The sequence below is a fragment of the Streptomyces sp. Tek67B01 genome (assembly GCF_055231995.1).
The window spans coordinates 871885-888669 of record NZ_JBUYUY010000001.1; the positions used below are offsets into that span (position 1 = coordinate 871885).

Below are 16785 nucleotides of genomic sequence, written 5' to 3' on the forward strand. Positions count from 1 at the left end.
TGCTTGAAATCGCGCTCTACCACGCAACTTCGCGCATGAAGGGGGCGTGGCCTCAGACTCCGTCGAGCCGCTCGATCGCCACCAGCGCCGCGTCGTCCCCCAGCCGCCCCCCGGGGGAGTGTCGGAGCAGGTCCGCGCAGAGGTGGCGCAGCAGGCCCTCCGGACCCTCGCCCGGCCAGGCGGCGGCCCGCTCGGTCAGGGGGTAGAAGGCGCCGGCCGCGTCCCGTGCCTCGATGACCCCGTCCGTGTACAGGAGCACCACGTCGCCCGGTTCGAAGGGGAACGACTGCGCGGTGAAGCCGCCCGGCACGAGGCCCGAGAGCCCCAGCGGCGGTGCGGGGTGGTCCACCTGGAGCGGGACGGCCCTGCCGTCGCGCAGCAACAGCGGCGGGGGGTGACCGCAGCTGACGACCCGCAGGATCGTCTCGGCGTCGGGGATGTCGACCACGGCGGCGGTGGTGAAACCCTCCCCCGGCGGCCGGCCCCCGTCGTCTCGCGTCTCGTCGTCCATGTCCGCGGCGACCGCGCCGTCGAGGTAGGCGACCAGCTCGGGCAGACCCGCCTTGCGGTGTGCGGCCGAGCGGAAGGCGCCGAGGACGATCGCCGCCTCGCCGACCGCCTCCAGGCCCTTGCCCCGGACATCCCCGATGAGCAGCCGGGTGCCGTCGTCCGTACGGGTCGCGGCGTAGAGGTCACCGCCGATCTGCGCCTCGGCCTCGGCCGCCAGGTAGACCGAGGCCAACCGCAGGGGGCCCAGGCGCTCCCGCAGGGGCCGCAACAGGACCTGCTGCGCGGTCTCGGCGACCGAACGGAGCTGGGTGAGCTGCGCCTCGTGCACCTCCCGCAGGTGTGCGAAGAAGGTGACGAACACCGAGATGAGGATGAGCGTGATGATCTGGACGGTGTGGTTCAGGTCGGTGGCCGTGGTCCTGGCGACCGCCACCGCCACCTGCGCCGCGACCGCCATGGCGCCGACGAACGCGGTCGCCCTGGGCCCCGCGAACGAGGCGGTGACGGCCGGGGCGGCGGCGAGGAAAGGGCCGAGATGCACGTCGGGCGGCGCGAGCACGTCGACGGCGGTGACGATCGCGATCAGCGCCAGGGGAACGGACAACATCGCCATGCGCGCTTGCGGGTACCGGCGAGTCCCTCCGTGCTGCGGGCGTAGGTCCATGACTCCTGCATACACCCGGGCCGCTCCTTCCCGACGCAGGGGCGCGCACGCGGCCGAGCGGTACCAGCCCCGCCGTGCCGGGCACGTCCCGCCGGCCCCGGGGGGCCCTGGCCCGTGTGGGGACGCGGGGTGCGGGGGTCAGATGTCGAGCGTCATCCCGGGGGCGACGGCCAGGAGCGGCGGGGACGGTGTGGCGTGGCGGTGGCCGCAGGGATCGAAGACCAGGACCAGAGGCTCCCCCGGGCGCCCGCGCCAGGAGATCCGTTCCGCGCGGCCGGCGCACACCGGGCAGGGCGGCAGGGCGGGGTGGGCCCCGGCGGCTCCGGGCGCCACCCGGAGCCTCGGCGGCGCGGTGTGCGGGTCGGGCATGGCTACTCCCTGGTCCGGCGGTCGTGCTGCCGGCACTGTGTCATGCGCGGCTCGTCGTACGCACGGCCGGTCCGCCCGGGGTTCCGGCCGGCACCGCCTCGCTCGCGGGGTCGCGCGCCGGCCCCGGCCTCAGGAGCCCCCGCCCTCGACCGCGACCAGGCCCGACTCGTAGGCCGCGATGACCGCCTGGGCGCGGTCGCGTACGCCCAGCTTGCCGAACACGCCGGTGAGGTGGTTCTTCACCGTGGAGACGCTGATGTCCAGTTCCCCGGCGATCTCGGCGTTGTCGAGGCCCTGGGCGAGCAGCCGCCAGATCTCCAGCTCGCGCGGGGTCAGACCGTCCTGTCCCGCCGGGACGCACACGGGCCGCGGGGACGGGGCGGGGGTGCGGACGTAGGTGGAGATGAGCCGGGTGAGCAGCCGCGGTGCGACGGCCGCCTCGCCCGTGTGCACGGTTCGGACGGCCGTGATCAGTTCCTCCGGGGAGACGTCCTTGGGGAGGAAGCCGTACGCGCCCGCGCGCAGGGCGCCGACCACGTACTCGTCCATGTCGAAGGTGCTGAGGGCCAGTACCCGGGACCCGGACGCGGTGCGGGCCAGTTCGGCGGTAGCCGCGACTCCGTCGAGCACCGGCATCCGGATGTCCATCACCACCACGTCGGGCCGCAGTACGCGTACGAGTGCCACCGCCTCGGCCCCGTCCCCGGCTTCGCCGACGACCTCGACGTCCGGCTCCGGCGCAAGGATCAGCGCCAAGCCGCGCCGGACGAGCGGCTGGTCGTCCGCGATGAGCACCCGGATCATGTGTGGTCCCCTTCCCCTACCGGGCCGGTGCCCGTCACCTCCGTCACGCCCGTCACGACGCCGGCAGGACGGCCGCCACCCGGAAGCCGCCGCCGTCGAGCGGCGCGGCCTCCAGGGTGCCGCCTTGGAGGGCGACCCGTTCACGCATTCCCAGCAGACCGTACCCGGAGCCGGGTGCCGCTGGTGAGGGCGCCGGGTGCGCGGGCGGACGTCCGGCCGGCGCGCCGCCCGCCGGGCCGCCGGGACCGTCGTCGGACACCTCCACGAGGACGTGGTCGGGGCGGTAGCTCAGCCGTACGTCGGCCTTCGCCCGGCCCGCGTGCCTGCGGGTGTTGGTCAACGCCTCCTGCACGATCCGGAACACGGTCAGGCCCACGCTCGGCGGAAGCTGCCGGACGGGACCGTCGACGGTGAACGCCGTCTCCGTCCCGGCGAGCCGGGCTTCGGTCACGATGCGGTCGAGGTCCGCGGTTCCGGGCTGGGGGGCCGGCGGGGCGCTCTCGGGGTCCTCGCCCGCCCTCAGGACGCGCAGGAGTTGGCGCATCTCGCCCAGCGCCGTCCGGCCCGACCCCTCCAGGACGACGAGGGCCTCACGGGCCGCCTCTGGGTCGTGGACCAGGTTGGCCCTCGCCCCACCGGCCATCAGCTGCATGGTGGTGATGTGGTGGGCCACGATGTCGTGGAGCTCCCTGGCGATCCGGCGGCGTTCCTCGGCCACCGCCCGGTCGGCCAGCAGCACGCGTCTCGCCTCCCCCTCGCGCTGCCGGCGGCCCATCGACAGGCCCGCGCCGATGCTGAGGGCCGCGGCCAGCGCGGTGTTGAGCGCGCCCCATCCGGCGGCGGTCCAACTCTCGGTCCGGGCGAGGAGCGGCATCGCCACGGTCAGGGCGGCGGCCCCCGCGACGGTTCGGGGGCCGCTCATCCTGCCGACCGAGTACAGGGCGACGGCGAGGGCGCCCGTGAAGTGCTGGGGCAGCGGGGCGGTGAGTTCCATGGCGAGGTCGACCACCAGGACCGCGGCGGCCACGGGACCCGGATGACGCCGGCGGGCGAGCAGGCAGAGCGCGGCGAGCACGAGGAGGGCGAAGCCGGGAACGCGCAGAACCGTCCCGTCGATCGTGGCGGAGGCCGAGTAGCCCAACACGTCCACCGCGGCCGCGCCGACGACCACGAGCGCGTCGTTGCGGGTCCAGGCGAAGGGCCCGGTCGGGGTGCGCGGGCCACCCTCCGGCCTCGTGCGCGGGCCACCCCCAAGCAGTGTCGGCATGCTGCCCGGTCCTCCCCCTCGTCGACGCGCGCCACCCGATCGGTACCGGCCGCGCTCTTTCGCTCCGGACACATTGTCTCGCGCGCACCGCCCTCCGCCGCCGTACCCCGGGGCGGAGCCGGACCCGGGACTCGGGTCCCGGTCGGCGGCGCGTGCCCGGCCACGGTCCCGGGTGCGGACTCCTCCCCCGTCCCGACGTTTCCCGGCGCGTGCGGTGATGGGCTGATGAGCGGCCGGGAACCACCGGTCCAGTGACGTGATGGAGGACCCTTTGATCCGCGCCCTGACCGGCTTCGCCGCCCGAAGTCCATGGAAGGTCATCGCCGTCTGGGCGGTGTTGGGCATCGCCCTGGCCGTGCTGGGCCAGGCTTTCGCCCCCCGCGCCACCGAGGCGAGCACCGGCGAGTTCCTGCCCGCCGGCTACGACTCCGCCGCGGCCCTGCGGGTGGCCGAGCGGCACTTCGGGACCAGGCCCGACGCCAATCCGCTGACGCTGTTCGTGGCCCGCTCCGACGGCGGCGCGCTGACGGCCCAGGACGAACGACGGATCGACGCCGAGGCCGCGGAACTGGCGCGGCGACGGGTCGCGATGCCCAAGACCGAGGACTCGGCGCCGTTCGGCCGGGACTATTCCCAGCGTCCGCGGATCAGCCCGGTCATGACGGCGCCGGACCGCGGTTTCCGGCTGCTGGCGGTGGAGTTGACGGGAAACCCGACCGATCCGGGCATGCAGGACCTGTACCGGGCCTTCCGGGACACGACCCGGGCCGAGTTCGCCGGGGAAGGGCTGCGCACCGGGTTCACGGGCGCGCTCCCCGAGTCCGTGGACACCGCCGACGACGGGAAGACCCGGTCGACGGTGGTGGGCGCGCTGGTGCTCGGCGTGATCGTGCTGCTGCACCTCCTGGTGTTCCGCAGCGTCATGGCGGCCGTGATCCCGCTGTTCGCGGTGAGCGTCGTCGGCGGCGCCGCGACGGGCGCGGTGGTCGGCGCCGCACTGCTGACGGGGGTGCGGCTGGACACGTCGACACCGCAACTGATCGGCGTGGTGCTGCTGGGCATCGGCATCGACTACTTCCTCTTCCTGCTGTTCCGCTTCCGCGAACAGCTGCGGGCGCGGCCCGGGCAGAGCGGCCGGGAGGCGGCGGCCGAGGTGGCGGGCCGCGTGGGTACGGCCGTCACCTGCGCGGCGTTGACCATCGTCGCCGCGTTCTCGACCCTGGGGGTCGCCACCTTCGGGCAGTTCAGGGTGCTCGGTCCGGCGATCGCGGTGTCCGTCCTGGTGATGCTGCTGGGCAGCCTGACGCTGATGCCGGCCCTCCTCGCGGTCGCCGGGCGCAAGATGTTCTGGCCGTCGCGCGCGTGGGAGCGGGAACCCCGTCCGGGCGTGGCCGCCCGGACGGGCGAGTGGATCGCGCGGCGCCCGCTGACGGCGGCGCTCGCCTCGGTGGCCCTGCTCGGGGCACTGGCCGCCGGTCTGGTGGGGATACGGATGGACTACGGCCAGGGCGGCCCGGACGGGCCGCGCACGGCCGCGTCGGACACGGCCGCCGAGATCGCCCGCGCGTTGCCGGCCGGGGTCTCGGACCCGGCCGGGGTGTTCGTGACCGCCTCCGACGGGGGCGCGCTGGCCGCCGGGCGGCTGGACGGCCTGGCACGGGCGCTCGCCCGGGTCCCCGGGGTGGGGCAGGTGGCGCCGGTGGTGTTGAGCGATGACCGCCGGGCGGCTCGCATCGATGTGCTCCTCACCGTCGACCAGCGTCGGCAGGAGGCCCGGGACTTGGTCGCCGGTCCGCTGCGGAAGGCGGTGGCCGAGCACCGACCTGAGGGTACCGAGGCCCACGCCGGCGGCACGGCGGCGGTCTTCTCCGACATCTCGGTCGCGGTGGACGAGGACCTGCGGGTGGTGTTCCCGGTGGCTGCGGTATTGATCGCGCTGATCCTGCTCCTGCTGCTGCGGAGCCTGCTCGCGCCGGTCGTCCTGATGCTGTCGGTGGGGCTGGGGTTCGCCGCCACGCTCGGCGCCGCCGCGCTGGTGTTCCAGCACGCACTGGAGCGGCCGGGCGTGGACTTCACGCTGCCGCTGGTGTTGTTCCTGTTCGTGGTGGCGTTGGGCACCGACTACAACATCCTGATCACCGACCGGATCCGGGAGGAGATGGAGCGGCCCGGTCCGGTCCGCGCGGCGGTGGCCCGGGCGGTCCGGCACACGGCGCCCGCCATCGCGACGGCGGGGCTGGTCCTGGCGATCTCCTTCGGCAGTCTGGCCGCGGGCCCCGGTTCCTCGACGCGGCAGATCGGCTTCGCGACGGGGCTCGGCATCCTGCTCTCCGCCTTCCTGCTGTCGATCGTGCTCGTGCCGGCGCTCGCCGCGCTGCTGGGGCGCTCCCTCTGGTGGCCGCTTCGGCCGGGCGGCGCCGCCCGGCGGTCGCGGGCGACCGAGCCCGAGCGGGTCATGGCCGGCTGAGGGCCGGCCGCCGTCGCCGAAGCGCCGGTGCGCGAAGGACCGTAGGGTCCCTCGCGCACCGGCGCCCGTGTACCTGGCCGTCAGCCGAGCTTGGCGACCTCCGGGTGGGCGTCCAGCCAGGCGCGGACGGCCTGTTGTTCCTTGCCCTTGCCGGTCTCCTGGATCTTGGCCTCCAGGCCGGTCAGCTGCTGCTCGGTCAGCTTGAACGAGCGCATCCGGGCCGCGACCTCGGGCTCGTCGGCGGCGAAGCCCTTGCGGGTGACGGTGTGGATGCCGTCGCCCTTGCCCCATGCGCCCTGCGGGTCCTGGAGCTTCTTCATGTCGTAGGAGGCGTAGGCCCAGTGCGGCGACCAGAGCACGACCGCGACCGGCTCCTTCTTGGCGTAGGCCCGCTTGAGTTCGGCGAGCATGCCGGGGGTCGAGCCGTCCACGACCTGGTACTCGCCGTCGAGGCCGTACTGCGGCAGCACCTTGTCCTTGAGCATCTTCATCTCGCCCGCGCTGGGCTCGATGCCGATGATCCGGCCCTTGAACCGGCTGCCCTTGCCCTTGAGGTCGGCGAGGGAGGTGACGTCCCTCATGTACGAGGGGACGCTCACTTCCAGGGACGTCGGGCCGTACCAGGCACCCAGGTCGTCGAGCTTGTTCCCGTACTTCTTCCAGTACTCGGACTGGGTGACCGGCAGCCACGCGTCGGTCTGGACGTCGATCTGGCCACCCGCCAGGCCGGTGAAGAGCGCGCCGAGCTCCAGCTGGCGGGCGTCGACCTTGTAGCCGCGTCGCTCCAGGAGCTCCTTCCACAGGAAGGTGGAGGCGATGCCCTCGTCCCAGGGGATGTAGCCGATGCTGACGGTGCGGCCCTTGCCGGTGTCGGGCAGGCCGGAGGCGGTCGACGTCTTCGTCCCGCCGCCGAACACGCCCAGGCCGCCCGCGACGAGGGCCAGGACCACGACGCCGCTCAGGGCGTGCACGGGCTGCGGCCGGTGCTGCCACACCCGGGCGGCGCCCCGCGTGGCGGCGCGGGCCTTGGCGAGGGCGCGCCTGCCGAGCGGGGAGACCTGCCGCCCCAGGGCGCCGGTCATCCGGTCCAGGTACATGGCGAGGATGACGATGGAGATGCCCGCCTCGAAGCCGAGGCCGATGTCGACGCTGCCGATGGCGCGGTAGACGGCGCCGCCGAGCCCGCCGCCGCCGACCATTCCGGCGATGACGACCATGGAGAGGCCGAGCATGATGACCTGGTTGATGCCGGCCATGATCGTGGGCAGCGCCAGCGGCAACTGCACCCGCATGAGGGTGTTGCGCGGGGTGGTGCCGAAGGCGTTGGCGGCCTCGACCAGCTCGCCGTCGACCTGGCGGATGCCGAGCTCGGTCATCCGTACGCCCGGGGGCAGCGAGAAGATGATGGTGGCGATGATGCCGGGCACCACGCCGACCCCGAAGAAGATGATGCCGGGAATGAGATAGACCATGGCGGGCATGGTCTGCATGAAGTCGAGGGCGGGCCGCAACACCGCGCTCGTCCGGTCGGATCGGGACGCCCAGATGCCCAGCGGCACCGCGATCACCAGGGTCACCAGGGTGGCTACCAGGACCAGGGAGAGCGTGGACATCGCGTCGTCCCACAGGCCGACGGAGTCGACGAGCGCGAACCCGGCGAAGGCCGACAGGCCGGCGAGCAGCCCGCGCAGCCACCAGGCGCCGATGGCGAGGATGCCCGCGAACAGCAGGGGGGCGGGGGCGGACAGGACGGCGTCGATGCCGTCGTAGAGGCCGTTGACCAGCGAGCTGATCGCCTCGAAGAGCCAGGACAGGTGGCGCTGGAGGAAGTCGACACCGCTGTCGACCCAGGCGCCGAGAGGGATGCGGGGCATCAGGCGGCCACCTCCGTCGCGCAGTGCATCGGGGGTCGCTGTTCGTCACCGATGAAGGCGATGAGGCGGTCCTGTCCCACCGAACCCACGACGGAGCCGTCCGCGCCGGTGACGGCGACGGGGTGCGGGACGCGGGCGCTGACCGCGCACAGGTCGGCGAGCGGGGTGGCCGCGCTGACGGTGGGGCAGTCGCAGGCGTCGGCGCCCGGCTCGGGTTCGTCCATGACGGCGTCGGCCGTCAGGACCCGGGAGCGGTCGACGTCCTGGATGAAGGAGGCGACGTACTCGTCGGCCGGCCGGACCAGGATGTCCTCGGCGGTGCCCTGCTGGACGATCCTGCCGTCGCGCATGACGGCGATCGAGTCACCCAGTCGCATGGCCTCGTTGAGGTCGTGGGTGATGAAGACGATCGTCTTCTTCAGCGTGCGCTGGAGTTCGAGCAGCTGGTCCTGCATGTCGCGGCGGATCAGCGGGTCGAGGGCGCTGAAGGACTCGTCCATCAGGAGCAGGTCGGCGTCCGTGGCGAGGGCGCGGGCGAGGCCGACGCGCTGCTGCATGCCGCCGGACAGCTCATCGGGCCAGGACTTCTCCCAGCCGCCGAGCCCGCACAGCGCCAGCGCCTCGGCGGCGCGCCGTTCGCGCTCGGCCCGGGGGACACCCTGGACCTCCAGACCGTAACCGGCGTTCTCCAGCACGTTCCGGTGCGGGAACAGAGCGAAGTGTTGGAACACCATGCTGATCTTCGTGGAACGGACCCGGCGCAGCTCTGCCGGGGCGAGCGCGGTGAGGTCCTCGCCGTCGAAGAGGATGCGTCCCGCGGTGGGCTCCAGCAGCCCGTTGAGCATGCGCAGGAGGGTGGACTTGCCCGATCCGGACAGGCCCATGACGACGAAGATCTCGCCGGGCTCGACGCGGAAAGAGGCGTCGATCACGGCGGCCGTGACCCCCTCGGCCCGCAGTTCCTCGCGGTCGGCGCCGCTTTCGAGCGTACGGATCACCTCCGCGTCGCCTTCGCCGTCGCCGGGCCGTCTGCCGAACACCTTGTACACGTGCTCGGCCTGGAGCGTGGACACATACACCTCGCGGGTCGTGGGGAAACGACGCGCGTTCCGGTGGGGCGGTGCGCGCCGTGGAAGCGGTGCGGGATCCGCCCGCCCCTCCGCCGGCGCATGACAGGCCGCTGGAAGGTTCCGTTCCGGATGCGCTCATTCCCACCTTTATTCAGTGCAAACGCAAAGGTGATCTACCTCACGGTGAGACCGAGGGAGTCGGCGGGCACACGACGACGCACGCCGCCGGGGGTGGCGACGTGCGTCGGGGGTGGTGGCGGGTTTCGGCGGCGGCTTCGCGGAAGCGAGGCCGGCGTCCTTTTCGAGCCTGTCGGACCGCGAGACCTCGAAAGACCCTCGAGGTTCGAACCCGTCAGGCGCGGGGGGCGGCCGCGGCGGCGCGCCCGGCAGCGGCCTCGGACGGCTCCGGATCGGCCAGCATCGATGCGCGCAGGTGCGCGAGCAGCCGGGTCAGCAGACGAGAGACCTGCATCTGTGAGATGCCGAGGGCGGCGCCGATCTGGGCCTGGGTGAGTTCCTCGCCGAAGCGCAGCTGGAGCATCTTGCGCTCGCGGTCGGTGAGCTGTTCGAGCAGCGGGGCGAGGGTCTGGATGTCCTCGACCAGCTCCATGGCCGGCTCCTCCTCGCCCATTACCTCGGCGAGGCTCTGACCCTCGGTCGCGTCACCGTGCTCGGACGGGGCGTCCAGGGAGCCGCTGGTGTGACCGTTGGCCGCGACCAGCCCCTCGACGACCTCTTCCTCGGTGAGGCGCAGGTGCCCGGCGAGATCGGCGACGGTCGGCGAGCGGTCCAGCCGTACGGTCAGCTCCTCCTTCGCCTTGGCGATGTCGATGCGCAGTTCCTGGAGCCGGCGCGGGACGTGGACGGCCCAGCTCGTGTCACGGAAGTGCCGCTTGATCTCGCCGGTGATGTACGGCATGGCGAGGGTGGAGAACTCGTTCTCCAGGGTCGGGTCGAAGCGGTCGATGGCCTTGATCAGGCCGATGGTTCCGACCTGGACGATGTCCTCCATGTCGCCGCCCTCGCCGCGGCCGCGGAAGCGGCGGACGGCGTACTGGACGAGCGAGGCGTTCATCTCGATCAACGTGTTGCGGACGTACTGGTACTCCGGGGTGCCCTCGGACAGTTCCCGCAGGCGCGCGAAGAAGACCTTCGAGAGCTCCCGCGCGTCCGACGGGGCCACCTCCCGCGGGTCCTCGATCAACGGCAGACCCGCGGTGTACGCGCGGGGGCGGGGGACGGGGACTCCCGTGTCGGCAGGACGAGCGGTTTCGGCGGTGCGGGCAGTAGGGGTGGGGACCGGCATGGGGGTTCGCTCCTTGGGCTGGTCGGCTTGCGGCGCGGGACCTTGACTTCGGTAGATGTTGGACTGCTTCCGCTCTTACGTCAAGAAATACCGGAAACACTTTTCACGTATTGCGCCACCTGAATCCGGTGACGCATCATGAGCGTATGGGCAGTCCGTCTCAGCGACATAATTGGACATTCTTGACGAACCATGCTCGCGTGCTCGTGGCCATCGCCCGCGATCCCGGCGTCCGCCTCAGGGACGTGGCGATGAGCTGCGCCCTGACCGAGCGCACCGTCCAGGCGATCGTCACCGACCTCGAGACGGACGGCTACCTCCGTCGCGTGCGCGACGGCCGCCGCAACCGGTACGAGATCTCCGACAACGCGCTGTTCCGCCACCCCGCCGAAGCGGGAGTCCAGGTGGCGGGTCTGCTCGCCCTCCTCGCCGGCGCCCCGGCCTCGGGCCGGACGCAGGCCGGCGAGGGGTCCGAGGCGGGGGCGCAGCCGGAGGCGGGGGCGGGCGTCGTCGGCATCGGGTAGGCGCCCCGGGCCGCCCGTACGCGCAACCGGCACCCGGTCCGGAGCGCGGGTCACGGCTCCGCGGACGGGTGGCCGTGCCTCAGGTCACGCGGAACGCCGCGGCCGAGCGGTCACGGTGGAAGGTCAGCCGGTCCCAGGCCGGGAAGGCCAGGTCGGTGAGGGCGAGAAGGCGCCCGGACGGGTCGTGGAGCGCGCGGCGCACCGTGAGCCCGCCGGCGGGCGCCGAGGGGGACGGCGGGTGGGTGACGCGGGTCATGGTGAGCGTCTCGACGGTCCGGCCCTGTGTCGCCGCGCGCTCCAGCCAGCGTTCGAGCGGTGTGAGATCCAGGTCGCGGGCGCCCACCCGCTCGCGCAGCTCCGCCAGCTCCGTGGTCCGCGCCACGACGCGCGGGCAGAGGTACGTCACCGCGTGCCGGCGAGTCTCCCCCGCGGGACCGAGTTCGCGGTGGTGGTGGACGAGCGTCCGCTCCCCTCCGCGCATCCCGAGCAGGGCGGCGAAGGACGGCGGCACGCTGACGAGCGTGAGCCGCCCCTGGGGGACGGCGGCCCGGGCGGCCCCGGTAGGCGGGGCGCCTGTCGCCGGCGCCGGCGCGAGGGAGGCGGGGTCGGTGGCGGCCGGTGTCGGGCGGGTGCCGCGCCGACCGGTGACGATCAGTCCTTCCGCCCGCAACTCCTGGAGGGCTGCCCGGACGGTCTGCCGGTTGACCTGGTAGCGGGCCGCGAGGCTGCGCTCGGACGGCAACTTCCCGCCGGGACTCCCCGCCGCTCGGGCGAGTTCCCGCCGCAGCGCGGCGGCGATCCGCTGGTACTTGGGCATGGCGGCCGGGCCGGGCATGACATCTCCTCTGACGGGGGCCAAGGGCTGCGGGTCCGCCGACCAACGTAGCAGTGGTCTATACCTTTGACACGGGGGTGGCGGCCAACCGGAATCACCTTGGCCGAATCCCTACCCCCCTTGCGTTCGCAGCGGATTCGGCAGCGGCAGGTAGCGCGCTTCCGCGCCGTCCGCCCCGGTCCACCGCAGCAATAGGTTCGTCTTCGCCGGCAGCGTGGGCACGGCCAGCAGCCTGGCGATCTCGGGCAGGTCGTGGGCCGCGTCGAAGCGCAGCAGCTCCTCGCGGGCCGCGGGCCACAGCTGCCCGGCGGCGTCGGGGTGCCGCTCCGCCAGCGCCTGCGCGATCTCGGTCAGGTGGTTGACCACCAGGCAGTAGACGAGCCGCTGCCAGGCCTCCTCGCGCGGCAGGTCGGTCGGCAGCTTGACGCCCTCCGCGTCCCGGAACAGCGCCTGGACCGGCATGCCCCGGCCGTCGACCGCGACGAGGCAGTTCTGCAGGTGGGCTTCCAACACGATCCCGTGCCGGGCGAACAGGCCCAGCACCGGCGGCACCACCTGGCGCAGGTACGCCCGCCACCACTCGACCGGGCGGGGGGCGGCCGCCAGCGGGCTGCCCTCGAACCCCTCGGCGAGTGCGGCCGCCAGCAGCGGGCCGGACCCCGGCGCGAGCCGCCCGTGCAGGCCGTCCCTGACCAGGACGGCGAGTTCCTCGAAGGCGAAGCCGGCCGTACGGTAGCCCCGGTCGGAGAGCCAGACCGCGTTCGATCCGGCCCGGCGCAGGTCGGCGAACCCGGCGCGGACCGCGGCGTCCGTGCGCCCCAGCCGCAGCAGGTCGTGCCGCCACAGCCGGCGCACGTCGTTGGTGATCCGGACGTCGAGGCTGAACTTGACGAACATGTCCCGGGCCGGGTCCGGCACGTAGAGGGTCCGTACGGAGGCGGTCGGCCACACGGGCCGCCGGCCCGGACCGAGCCGCAGCAGCCGCCCGTCGGCGAAGGCCTCGCGCAGCGCGGGGCGGCCGCCGACCAGGGACGACTGCCACGGGTGCGCGGGCAGCAGCCGGTACCCGGCGGGCGCCCGGGGGCCGTCGAGGATCCCGGCGAGCGCCTCGATCGCGTCGGCGGTGGCGGGGCCCCCCTCCTCCACGACTTGGTCCTCTCGCACCGCGAGGAACAGGAGCGGGAATCGGGCGTGCGCCTCGGGGGCGTACGGCAGCCAGCTCGCGGCCGGGGCGCCGCCGCGCGCCTTGGGGGCGGGGTGGTGCGGATGCCCCATGACCAGGGCCTGCTCCGAGAGGACGTACGGGTCCGCGGGGGTCTCGGCCGCGGCGCGGGCCGCCAGCAGCGCCGCGACCGTGTCCCGGCTGTCGTTGATCTCGGCCGGCAGTTCGTCGTTGGGGACCCCGGTGTACTGGCGCAGCTCGTCGGAAGTCAGCTTCACCAGCTCGGTGTGGCTGAGCGGGCGCCAGCCCCGCGCGGTGCCCAATTCGGGCCGTACGGGCCGGCGGCCGGCGCGCACCCGCAGCAGCCGCCCGCTGCCGCGCAACCGGTGGACGCCCTCCTCCCCCGTGGGATCGGCCGTCTCCCGCAGCAGACAGTTCAGCAGCGGGGTGGAGGCGTACGCGTCGGCGGCGGCGTTGAGGTCCACGGGTTCCATTCGATCCATTCGGTGATCATCACCGATCATCGGGTAAGTCAATTATGAGAGAGGACAGGACCCTGGACCGCAGCACGCACGCCCGCACGCACTCCCCCCGCCCCTCGGCCGAGGAGACGGTCGCCGCCGAACTGGCCGAGGTACGCCCTGGGCTCGGCGCCTCCTACGCCGCCGCGCTCGGCGGCGCGCGGGCGGCCGTGCTGACCCGGCTGTGGCGCGCGTTGGCCTTCGAACCGCTGCCGTGGGTGGAGCGCCGCGAGAGCGGGCCGGATCACGTGGTCGTGTTCACGACGGGGGGCGGCCGGTTGGAAGGTCCGCTGCCCGACCCGTACGCCACCGGTGACCGGGTGACGGAGCTGCGCCTCGACGGGCGCGCCCACTACCGGGCCGACCGGTTGGTCGAGGCGCTGGGCGTGCCGCACGGCGCCGAGTTCGCAGCCGAGCTGGACCACAGCACGGCCTCGCTCGCGCTGTCCCGGGCGGGACAACCCCGGGAGGAACCCGGCGACGCCCCAAAGACCGGATGGCAGTGGGAGCAGCGGGTGGTCGACGGGCACCCGTACCACCCCAACTGCCGTTCCCGCCCGGGGTTCTCGGTCGCCGAGCAACTGGCGTACGCACCTGAGCACCGGCCGCTGGTGGAGCTCGCGACGGTCGCCGTCGACGCCGGGGAGTGCCTGCTGACGGGGGCCTGGCCGGACCGGCTGCGGGACGGGAGCCGCATCCTGATCCCGATCCACCCCTGGCAGGCGGAGCACGTCCTGAAGGGGCCGGCCGGGGGGCGCCCGGCCGGGGCCGGCCTCACCGCGCATCCGCTGATGGCGCTGCGGACCCTCGCCCCGGCCGGGGGCGGCGCCCATGTGAAGACGGCGCTCAGTACCCGGTTGACCTCCTCGGTGCGGGACATCTCCGTGACCTCGATCGAAACGGCCGCCGCCCTCTCGGACTTCGCGCAGGTACTGTGCGAGCGGCTCGACGGGCGCTTGCACGTGACCCGTACCCTGGGCGCGGTCACCGCTCACAGCCCCGATCTGGCGGCCGTCCTCCGCGAGCCGCCGGAGGCGTACGCGCGCCCGGGCGAGCGGGTGGTTCCGGTCGCGGCCCTCGCGGGGACGCCGGCCGCACGGTCGGCGGCCTGGCGGGAGCGGTTCGCCCGGCTCGTGCTCTCGGTGTGCCTGGAGGCGCTTGACCTCGGGGTCGCCCTGGAGGCACACGGGCAGAACCTGCTGGTGGTCCTCTCCCCCGCCGGCGCCCCCGTGCGGCTCGTCTACCGCGACCTGGGCGACATCCGGCTCAGCCCGGCCCGGCTGGCCCGGCACGGCCTGCCCGTACCCGCGGTGACGGGCCGGCAGCTCACGGACGACGTGACGGCGCTGCGGCGCAAGGTGTTCGGCTCGGCCGTGGCCGGGGCCCTCGCGGCCACGGCGGGCTCCGGGCGGGCGCTCGGCGAGGCCCTGGCGCAGGCCGACTCGCTCGCGCCCACCGCCGACAGCGAGGCGTTGGCTCGGGAGCCGCTCCCGGTGAAGGCCCTCACCCTGATGAGGCTTTGCCCGGACGTGCCCGGTGACCAGTGGGCGGAACTGCCCCATCCGATCGCCGGGTCGGGGGCGACGGACCAGGGTGCGCGGGCATGACCCTCACCTCGCACGCCCGCACCGGAACCGGGGCCGTGGGGCCGGCAGTCGGCCCGGGTGCCCGGGTCCGGCCGGGTTCGTGGCCGGGTTCGTGGGCGTGGCATGGCATGGCTGTCGCCGGAGCCGGGGTGTGACGAGGAGTCCCACGGGGGTTCCGGGCGGCGCCGGGAGGTAACAGCGGTTTGGGCCGTTCGGGGGGCAACCGTGGCTTTGTCCGCCCGCCTTCGGCCCGAACGCTCCGGCCGATGGCAGGAAGGAGGGATGAGTCTCCACCGCCGTCTGGTCCTGATAAGCGCGGCCGCCGCCGCTCTCTCCACCGTGGGGGCGGGTGCCCGGGCCGCATCCCGCAGGTCCTCGGGCGGCCCCGATTTCGGGGCGCTCGCCCGTGCGACGGACGGCCGGGTGATCGTCCCCGGTGACCGGGACTACCCGGAGGCCCGGCAGTCGTTCCAGCCCCGCTACGACGCCGTCGCGCCTGGCGCCGTGGCCTACCCGGCGCACGCCGGTGACGTGGCCGTCTGCCTGGAGTTCGCCCGGCGCTGCGCCGTACGCGTGGTGCCGCGCGGCGGCGGCCACAGCTACGCGGGCTGGTCCACCACCGCCGCCGGGTTGGTGGTCGACGTCGGGGCCATGGCCGCACTGGCCGTCGAGGGAGACGGTGTTCGCATCGGCGCCGGGGCGAGGCTCGGGGACCTCAACAGTGACCTCGCCGCACGGGGGCTGGGCATCCCGACCGGCCTGTGTCCTTCCGTCGGGATCGCCGGACTGGCGCTCGGCGGCGGCATGGGCCTGGCCTCACGGGCCTACGGGACCACCTCCGACGCTCTGACCGGGGTGCGGGTGGTCACCGCGGACGGGGTCGTCCGGGAGGCCGACACGGAGCGGGACCCCGATCTGTTCTGGGCGTTGCGCGGCGGCGGGGGCGGGAACTTCGGCGTCGTGACCGAGTTCCGCTTGCGCACCCACCCGGTCGGTGACGTGGCTTCGGCGGAACTTCGCTGGCCCGGCGCGGATTCCGGAGCCGTGCTCGACGGCTGGCAGCGCTGGCTGGACGGGCTCCCGGACCCGTTCTGGAGCCACTTGGAGTTCATCATCGAGGCGGGTGGCGACGACGCCCCGGCCGTCCGGGTGCTCTGCTTCGACGGTCGCCACGAACTGGAGCGGGAGCTGACCCGGCTGTCCGACCTGATCGGTCGCGAACCGCAGGACGGTTCGGTCACCGTCCAGGGGTACGGCGACGCGGTACGGACCATGTCGGGGTGCGCCGAGCGCAGCGCCGCGCAGTGCCGGCTGCCGGGCAGGTTGCCGGGCCGGGGCCCCCAGGGACAGGTCGACCGGCACTCCTACGCGGGCCGCTCCGACTTCTGGGCGCGGCCGGGACTTCCGGAGGCGGCCGTGCGGGCGGTGCTGGACGCCGTACGCCGTTACCGGGACGCGGTACCCGCGGGCGGCCGCGGGGTGGTGCAGTTCCTCGGGGAGTGCGGCGGCGCGATGAACCGGCCGGCCGCCACGGACACCGCCTTCGCCCACCGCGACCATGCCTTCCTTGCCCAGTACCTCGCCTACTGGCCGGACTCCGCGCCGGCCGCCGAGGTGGCCCGGCACCAGGAGTGGCTGGACGGTCTCTGGCGGGACCTGCGGCCGTGGGCGAGCGGCAGCGCGTACCAGAACTACGTCGATCCGAAGCTCGTCGGCTGGCGCCGGGCGTACTACGGCCCGAACCTCGCCCGGCTGGAAGAAGTCCGCCGCGCCTACGACCCCGCCAGGCTGTTCCGCTTTCCCCAAGCCATCTAGGGAGCCCTTGC

At 73.8% G+C, this 16785-nt stretch carries 13 protein-coding genes; 4 read left to right on the forward strand and 9 right to left on the reverse strand.

The window, feature by feature from the left end; all coding sequences use genetic code 11:
- Positions 1–52: 52 nt before the first annotated feature.
- From ACV7NM_RS04225 to ACV7NM_RS04240, 4 genes are all read right to left on the reverse strand, one after another.
- Positions 53–1123 (reverse strand): PP2C family protein-serine/threonine phosphatase, encoded by a 1071-nt coding sequence (locus ACV7NM_RS04225; protein WP_463408970.1) that lies wholly within the window; start codon positions 1121–1123, stop codon positions 53–55.
- Positions 1124–1312: 189 nt separating this feature from the next.
- On the reverse strand, positions 1313–1543 hold the full coding sequence (locus ACV7NM_RS04230; protein ID WP_463408971.1) for a hypothetical protein: 231 nt from the start codon (positions 1541–1543) through the stop codon (positions 1313–1315).
- Positions 1544–1672: 129 nt separating this feature from the next.
- Entirely contained in the window at positions 1673–2347 is a 675-nt protein-coding gene (locus tag ACV7NM_RS04235) for a response regulator (protein ID WP_463408972.1), read from the reverse strand.
- Positions 2348–2399: 52 nt separating this feature from the next.
- Positions 2400–3614 carry a sensor histidine kinase gene (locus ACV7NM_RS04240; protein WP_463408973.1) on the reverse strand — a complete coding sequence of 405 codons (1215 nt, stop codon included), beginning with the start codon at positions 3612–3614 and terminating at the stop codon, positions 2400–2402.
- Positions 3615–3873: 259 nt separating this feature from the next.
- Here ACV7NM_RS04240 and ACV7NM_RS04245 point away from each other — a divergent pair, with 259 nt between their 5' ends.
- On the forward strand, positions 3874–6081 hold the full coding sequence (locus tag ACV7NM_RS04245) for an MMPL family transporter (RefSeq protein WP_463408974.1): 2208 nt from the start codon (positions 3874–3876) through the stop codon (positions 6079–6081).
- Between the two features lie 80 nt (positions 6082–6161).
- On the opposite strand, the gene ACV7NM_RS04250 is transcribed toward ACV7NM_RS04245, so the two are convergent.
- The 3 genes from ACV7NM_RS04250 to ACV7NM_RS04260 all read right to left on the reverse strand — a co-directional run bounded on the left by ACV7NM_RS04250 (position 6162) and on the right by ACV7NM_RS04260 (position 10331).
- Positions 6162–7955: an ABC transporter permease/substrate binding protein gene (locus ACV7NM_RS04250; RefSeq protein ID WP_463408975.1), complete on the reverse strand. Its 1794-nt coding sequence runs from the start codon at positions 7953–7955 to the stop codon at positions 6162–6164.
- Positions 7955–9028: a quaternary amine ABC transporter ATP-binding protein gene (locus ACV7NM_RS04255; protein WP_463408976.1), complete on the reverse strand. Its 1074-nt coding sequence runs from the start codon at positions 9026–9028 to the stop codon at positions 7955–7957. Before ACV7NM_RS04255 ends, ACV7NM_RS04250 begins: the two co-directional genes overlap by 1 nt.
- A gap of 349 nt (positions 9029–9377) precedes the next feature.
- Positions 9378–10331, reverse strand: a complete 954-nt coding sequence (locus ACV7NM_RS04260) for a SigB/SigF/SigG family RNA polymerase sigma factor (protein ID WP_463408977.1) — start codon at positions 10329–10331, stop codon at positions 9378–9380.
- A 182-nt stretch (positions 10332–10513) separates the two neighbouring features.
- Between ACV7NM_RS04260 and ACV7NM_RS04265 the strand changes: the two genes are divergently transcribed.
- Complete coding sequence (locus tag ACV7NM_RS04265; RefSeq protein ID WP_463408978.1) at positions 10514–10855, forward strand: MarR family transcriptional regulator; 342 nt, start codon at positions 10514–10516, stop codon at positions 10853–10855.
- 79 nt (positions 10856–10934) lie between these two features.
- Here the strand turns inward: ACV7NM_RS04265 and ACV7NM_RS04270 are convergent, their stop codons facing one another.
- Together ACV7NM_RS04270 and ACV7NM_RS04275 are read right to left on the reverse strand one after the other, a co-directional pair.
- Entirely contained in the window at positions 10935–11690 is a 756-nt protein-coding gene (locus ACV7NM_RS04270) for a GntR family transcriptional regulator (protein WP_463408979.1), read from the reverse strand.
- Positions 11691–11801: 111 nt separating this feature from the next.
- The gene (locus tag ACV7NM_RS04275) at positions 11802–13355 is read right to left on the reverse strand and encodes an IucA/IucC family protein (RefSeq protein ID WP_463408980.1); all 1554 of its coding nucleotides are present in this window, start codon (positions 13353–13355) and stop codon (positions 11802–11804) included.
- 35 nt (positions 13356–13390) lie between these two features.
- On the opposite strand from ACV7NM_RS04275, the gene ACV7NM_RS04280 reads away from it, so the two are divergent.
- Positions 13391–14980, forward strand: a complete 1590-nt coding sequence (locus tag ACV7NM_RS04280; RefSeq protein WP_463408981.1) for an IucA/IucC family protein — start codon at positions 13391–13393, stop codon at positions 14978–14980.
- Positions 14981–15241: 261 nt separating this feature from the next.
- The gene (locus tag ACV7NM_RS04285) at positions 15242–16774 is read left to right on the forward strand and encodes an FAD-binding oxidoreductase (protein WP_463408982.1); all 1533 of its coding nucleotides are present in this window, start codon (positions 15242–15244) and stop codon (positions 16772–16774) included.
- The last annotated feature ends 11 nt before the right edge of the window (positions 16775–16785 follow it).

What these genes read in the sequence shown, in the direction of transcription:
- ACV7NM_RS04250 (WP_463408975.1), bottom strand. Translation starts at nt 7,955, where the DNA reads ATGCCCCGCATCCCTCTCGGCGCCTGGGTCGACAGCGGTGTCGACTTC.
- ACV7NM_RS04235 (WP_463408972.1), bottom strand. Translation starts at nt 2,347, where the DNA reads ATGATCCGGGTGCTCATCGCGGACGACCAGCCGCTCGTCCGGCGCGGC.
- ACV7NM_RS04270 (WP_463408979.1), bottom strand. Translation starts at nt 11,690, where the DNA reads ATGCCCGGCCCGGCCGCCATGCCCAAGTACCAGCGGATCGCCGCCGCG.
- ACV7NM_RS04225 (WP_463408970.1), bottom strand. Translation starts at nt 1,123, where the DNA reads ATGGCGATGTTGTCCGTTCCCCTGGCGCTGATCGCGATCGTCACCGCC.
- ACV7NM_RS04285 (WP_463408982.1), top strand. Translation starts at nt 15,242, where the DNA reads ATGAGTCTCCACCGCCGTCTGGTCCTGATAAGCGCGGCCGCCGCCGCT.
- ACV7NM_RS04275 (WP_463408980.1), bottom strand. Translation starts at nt 13,355, where the DNA reads ATGGATCGAATGGAACCCGTGGACCTCAACGCCGCCGCCGACGCGTAC.
- ACV7NM_RS04280 (WP_463408981.1), top strand. Translation starts at nt 13,391, where the DNA reads ATGAGAGAGGACAGGACCCTGGACCGCAGCACGCACGCCCGCACGCAC.
- ACV7NM_RS04240 (WP_463408973.1), bottom strand. Translation starts at nt 3,614, where the DNA reads ATGCCGACACTGCTTGGGGGTGGCCCGCGCACGAGGCCGGAGGGTGGC.
- ACV7NM_RS04245 (WP_463408974.1), top strand. Translation starts at nt 3,874, where the DNA reads ATGGAGGACCCTTTGATCCGCGCCCTGACCGGCTTCGCCGCCCGAAGT.
- ACV7NM_RS04260 (WP_463408977.1), bottom strand. Translation starts at nt 10,331, where the DNA reads ATGCCGGTCCCCACCCCTACTGCCCGCACCGCCGAAACCGCTCGTCCT.
- ACV7NM_RS04230 (WP_463408971.1), bottom strand. Translation starts at nt 1,543, where the DNA reads ATGCCCGACCCGCACACCGCGCCGCCGAGGCTCCGGGTGGCGCCCGGA.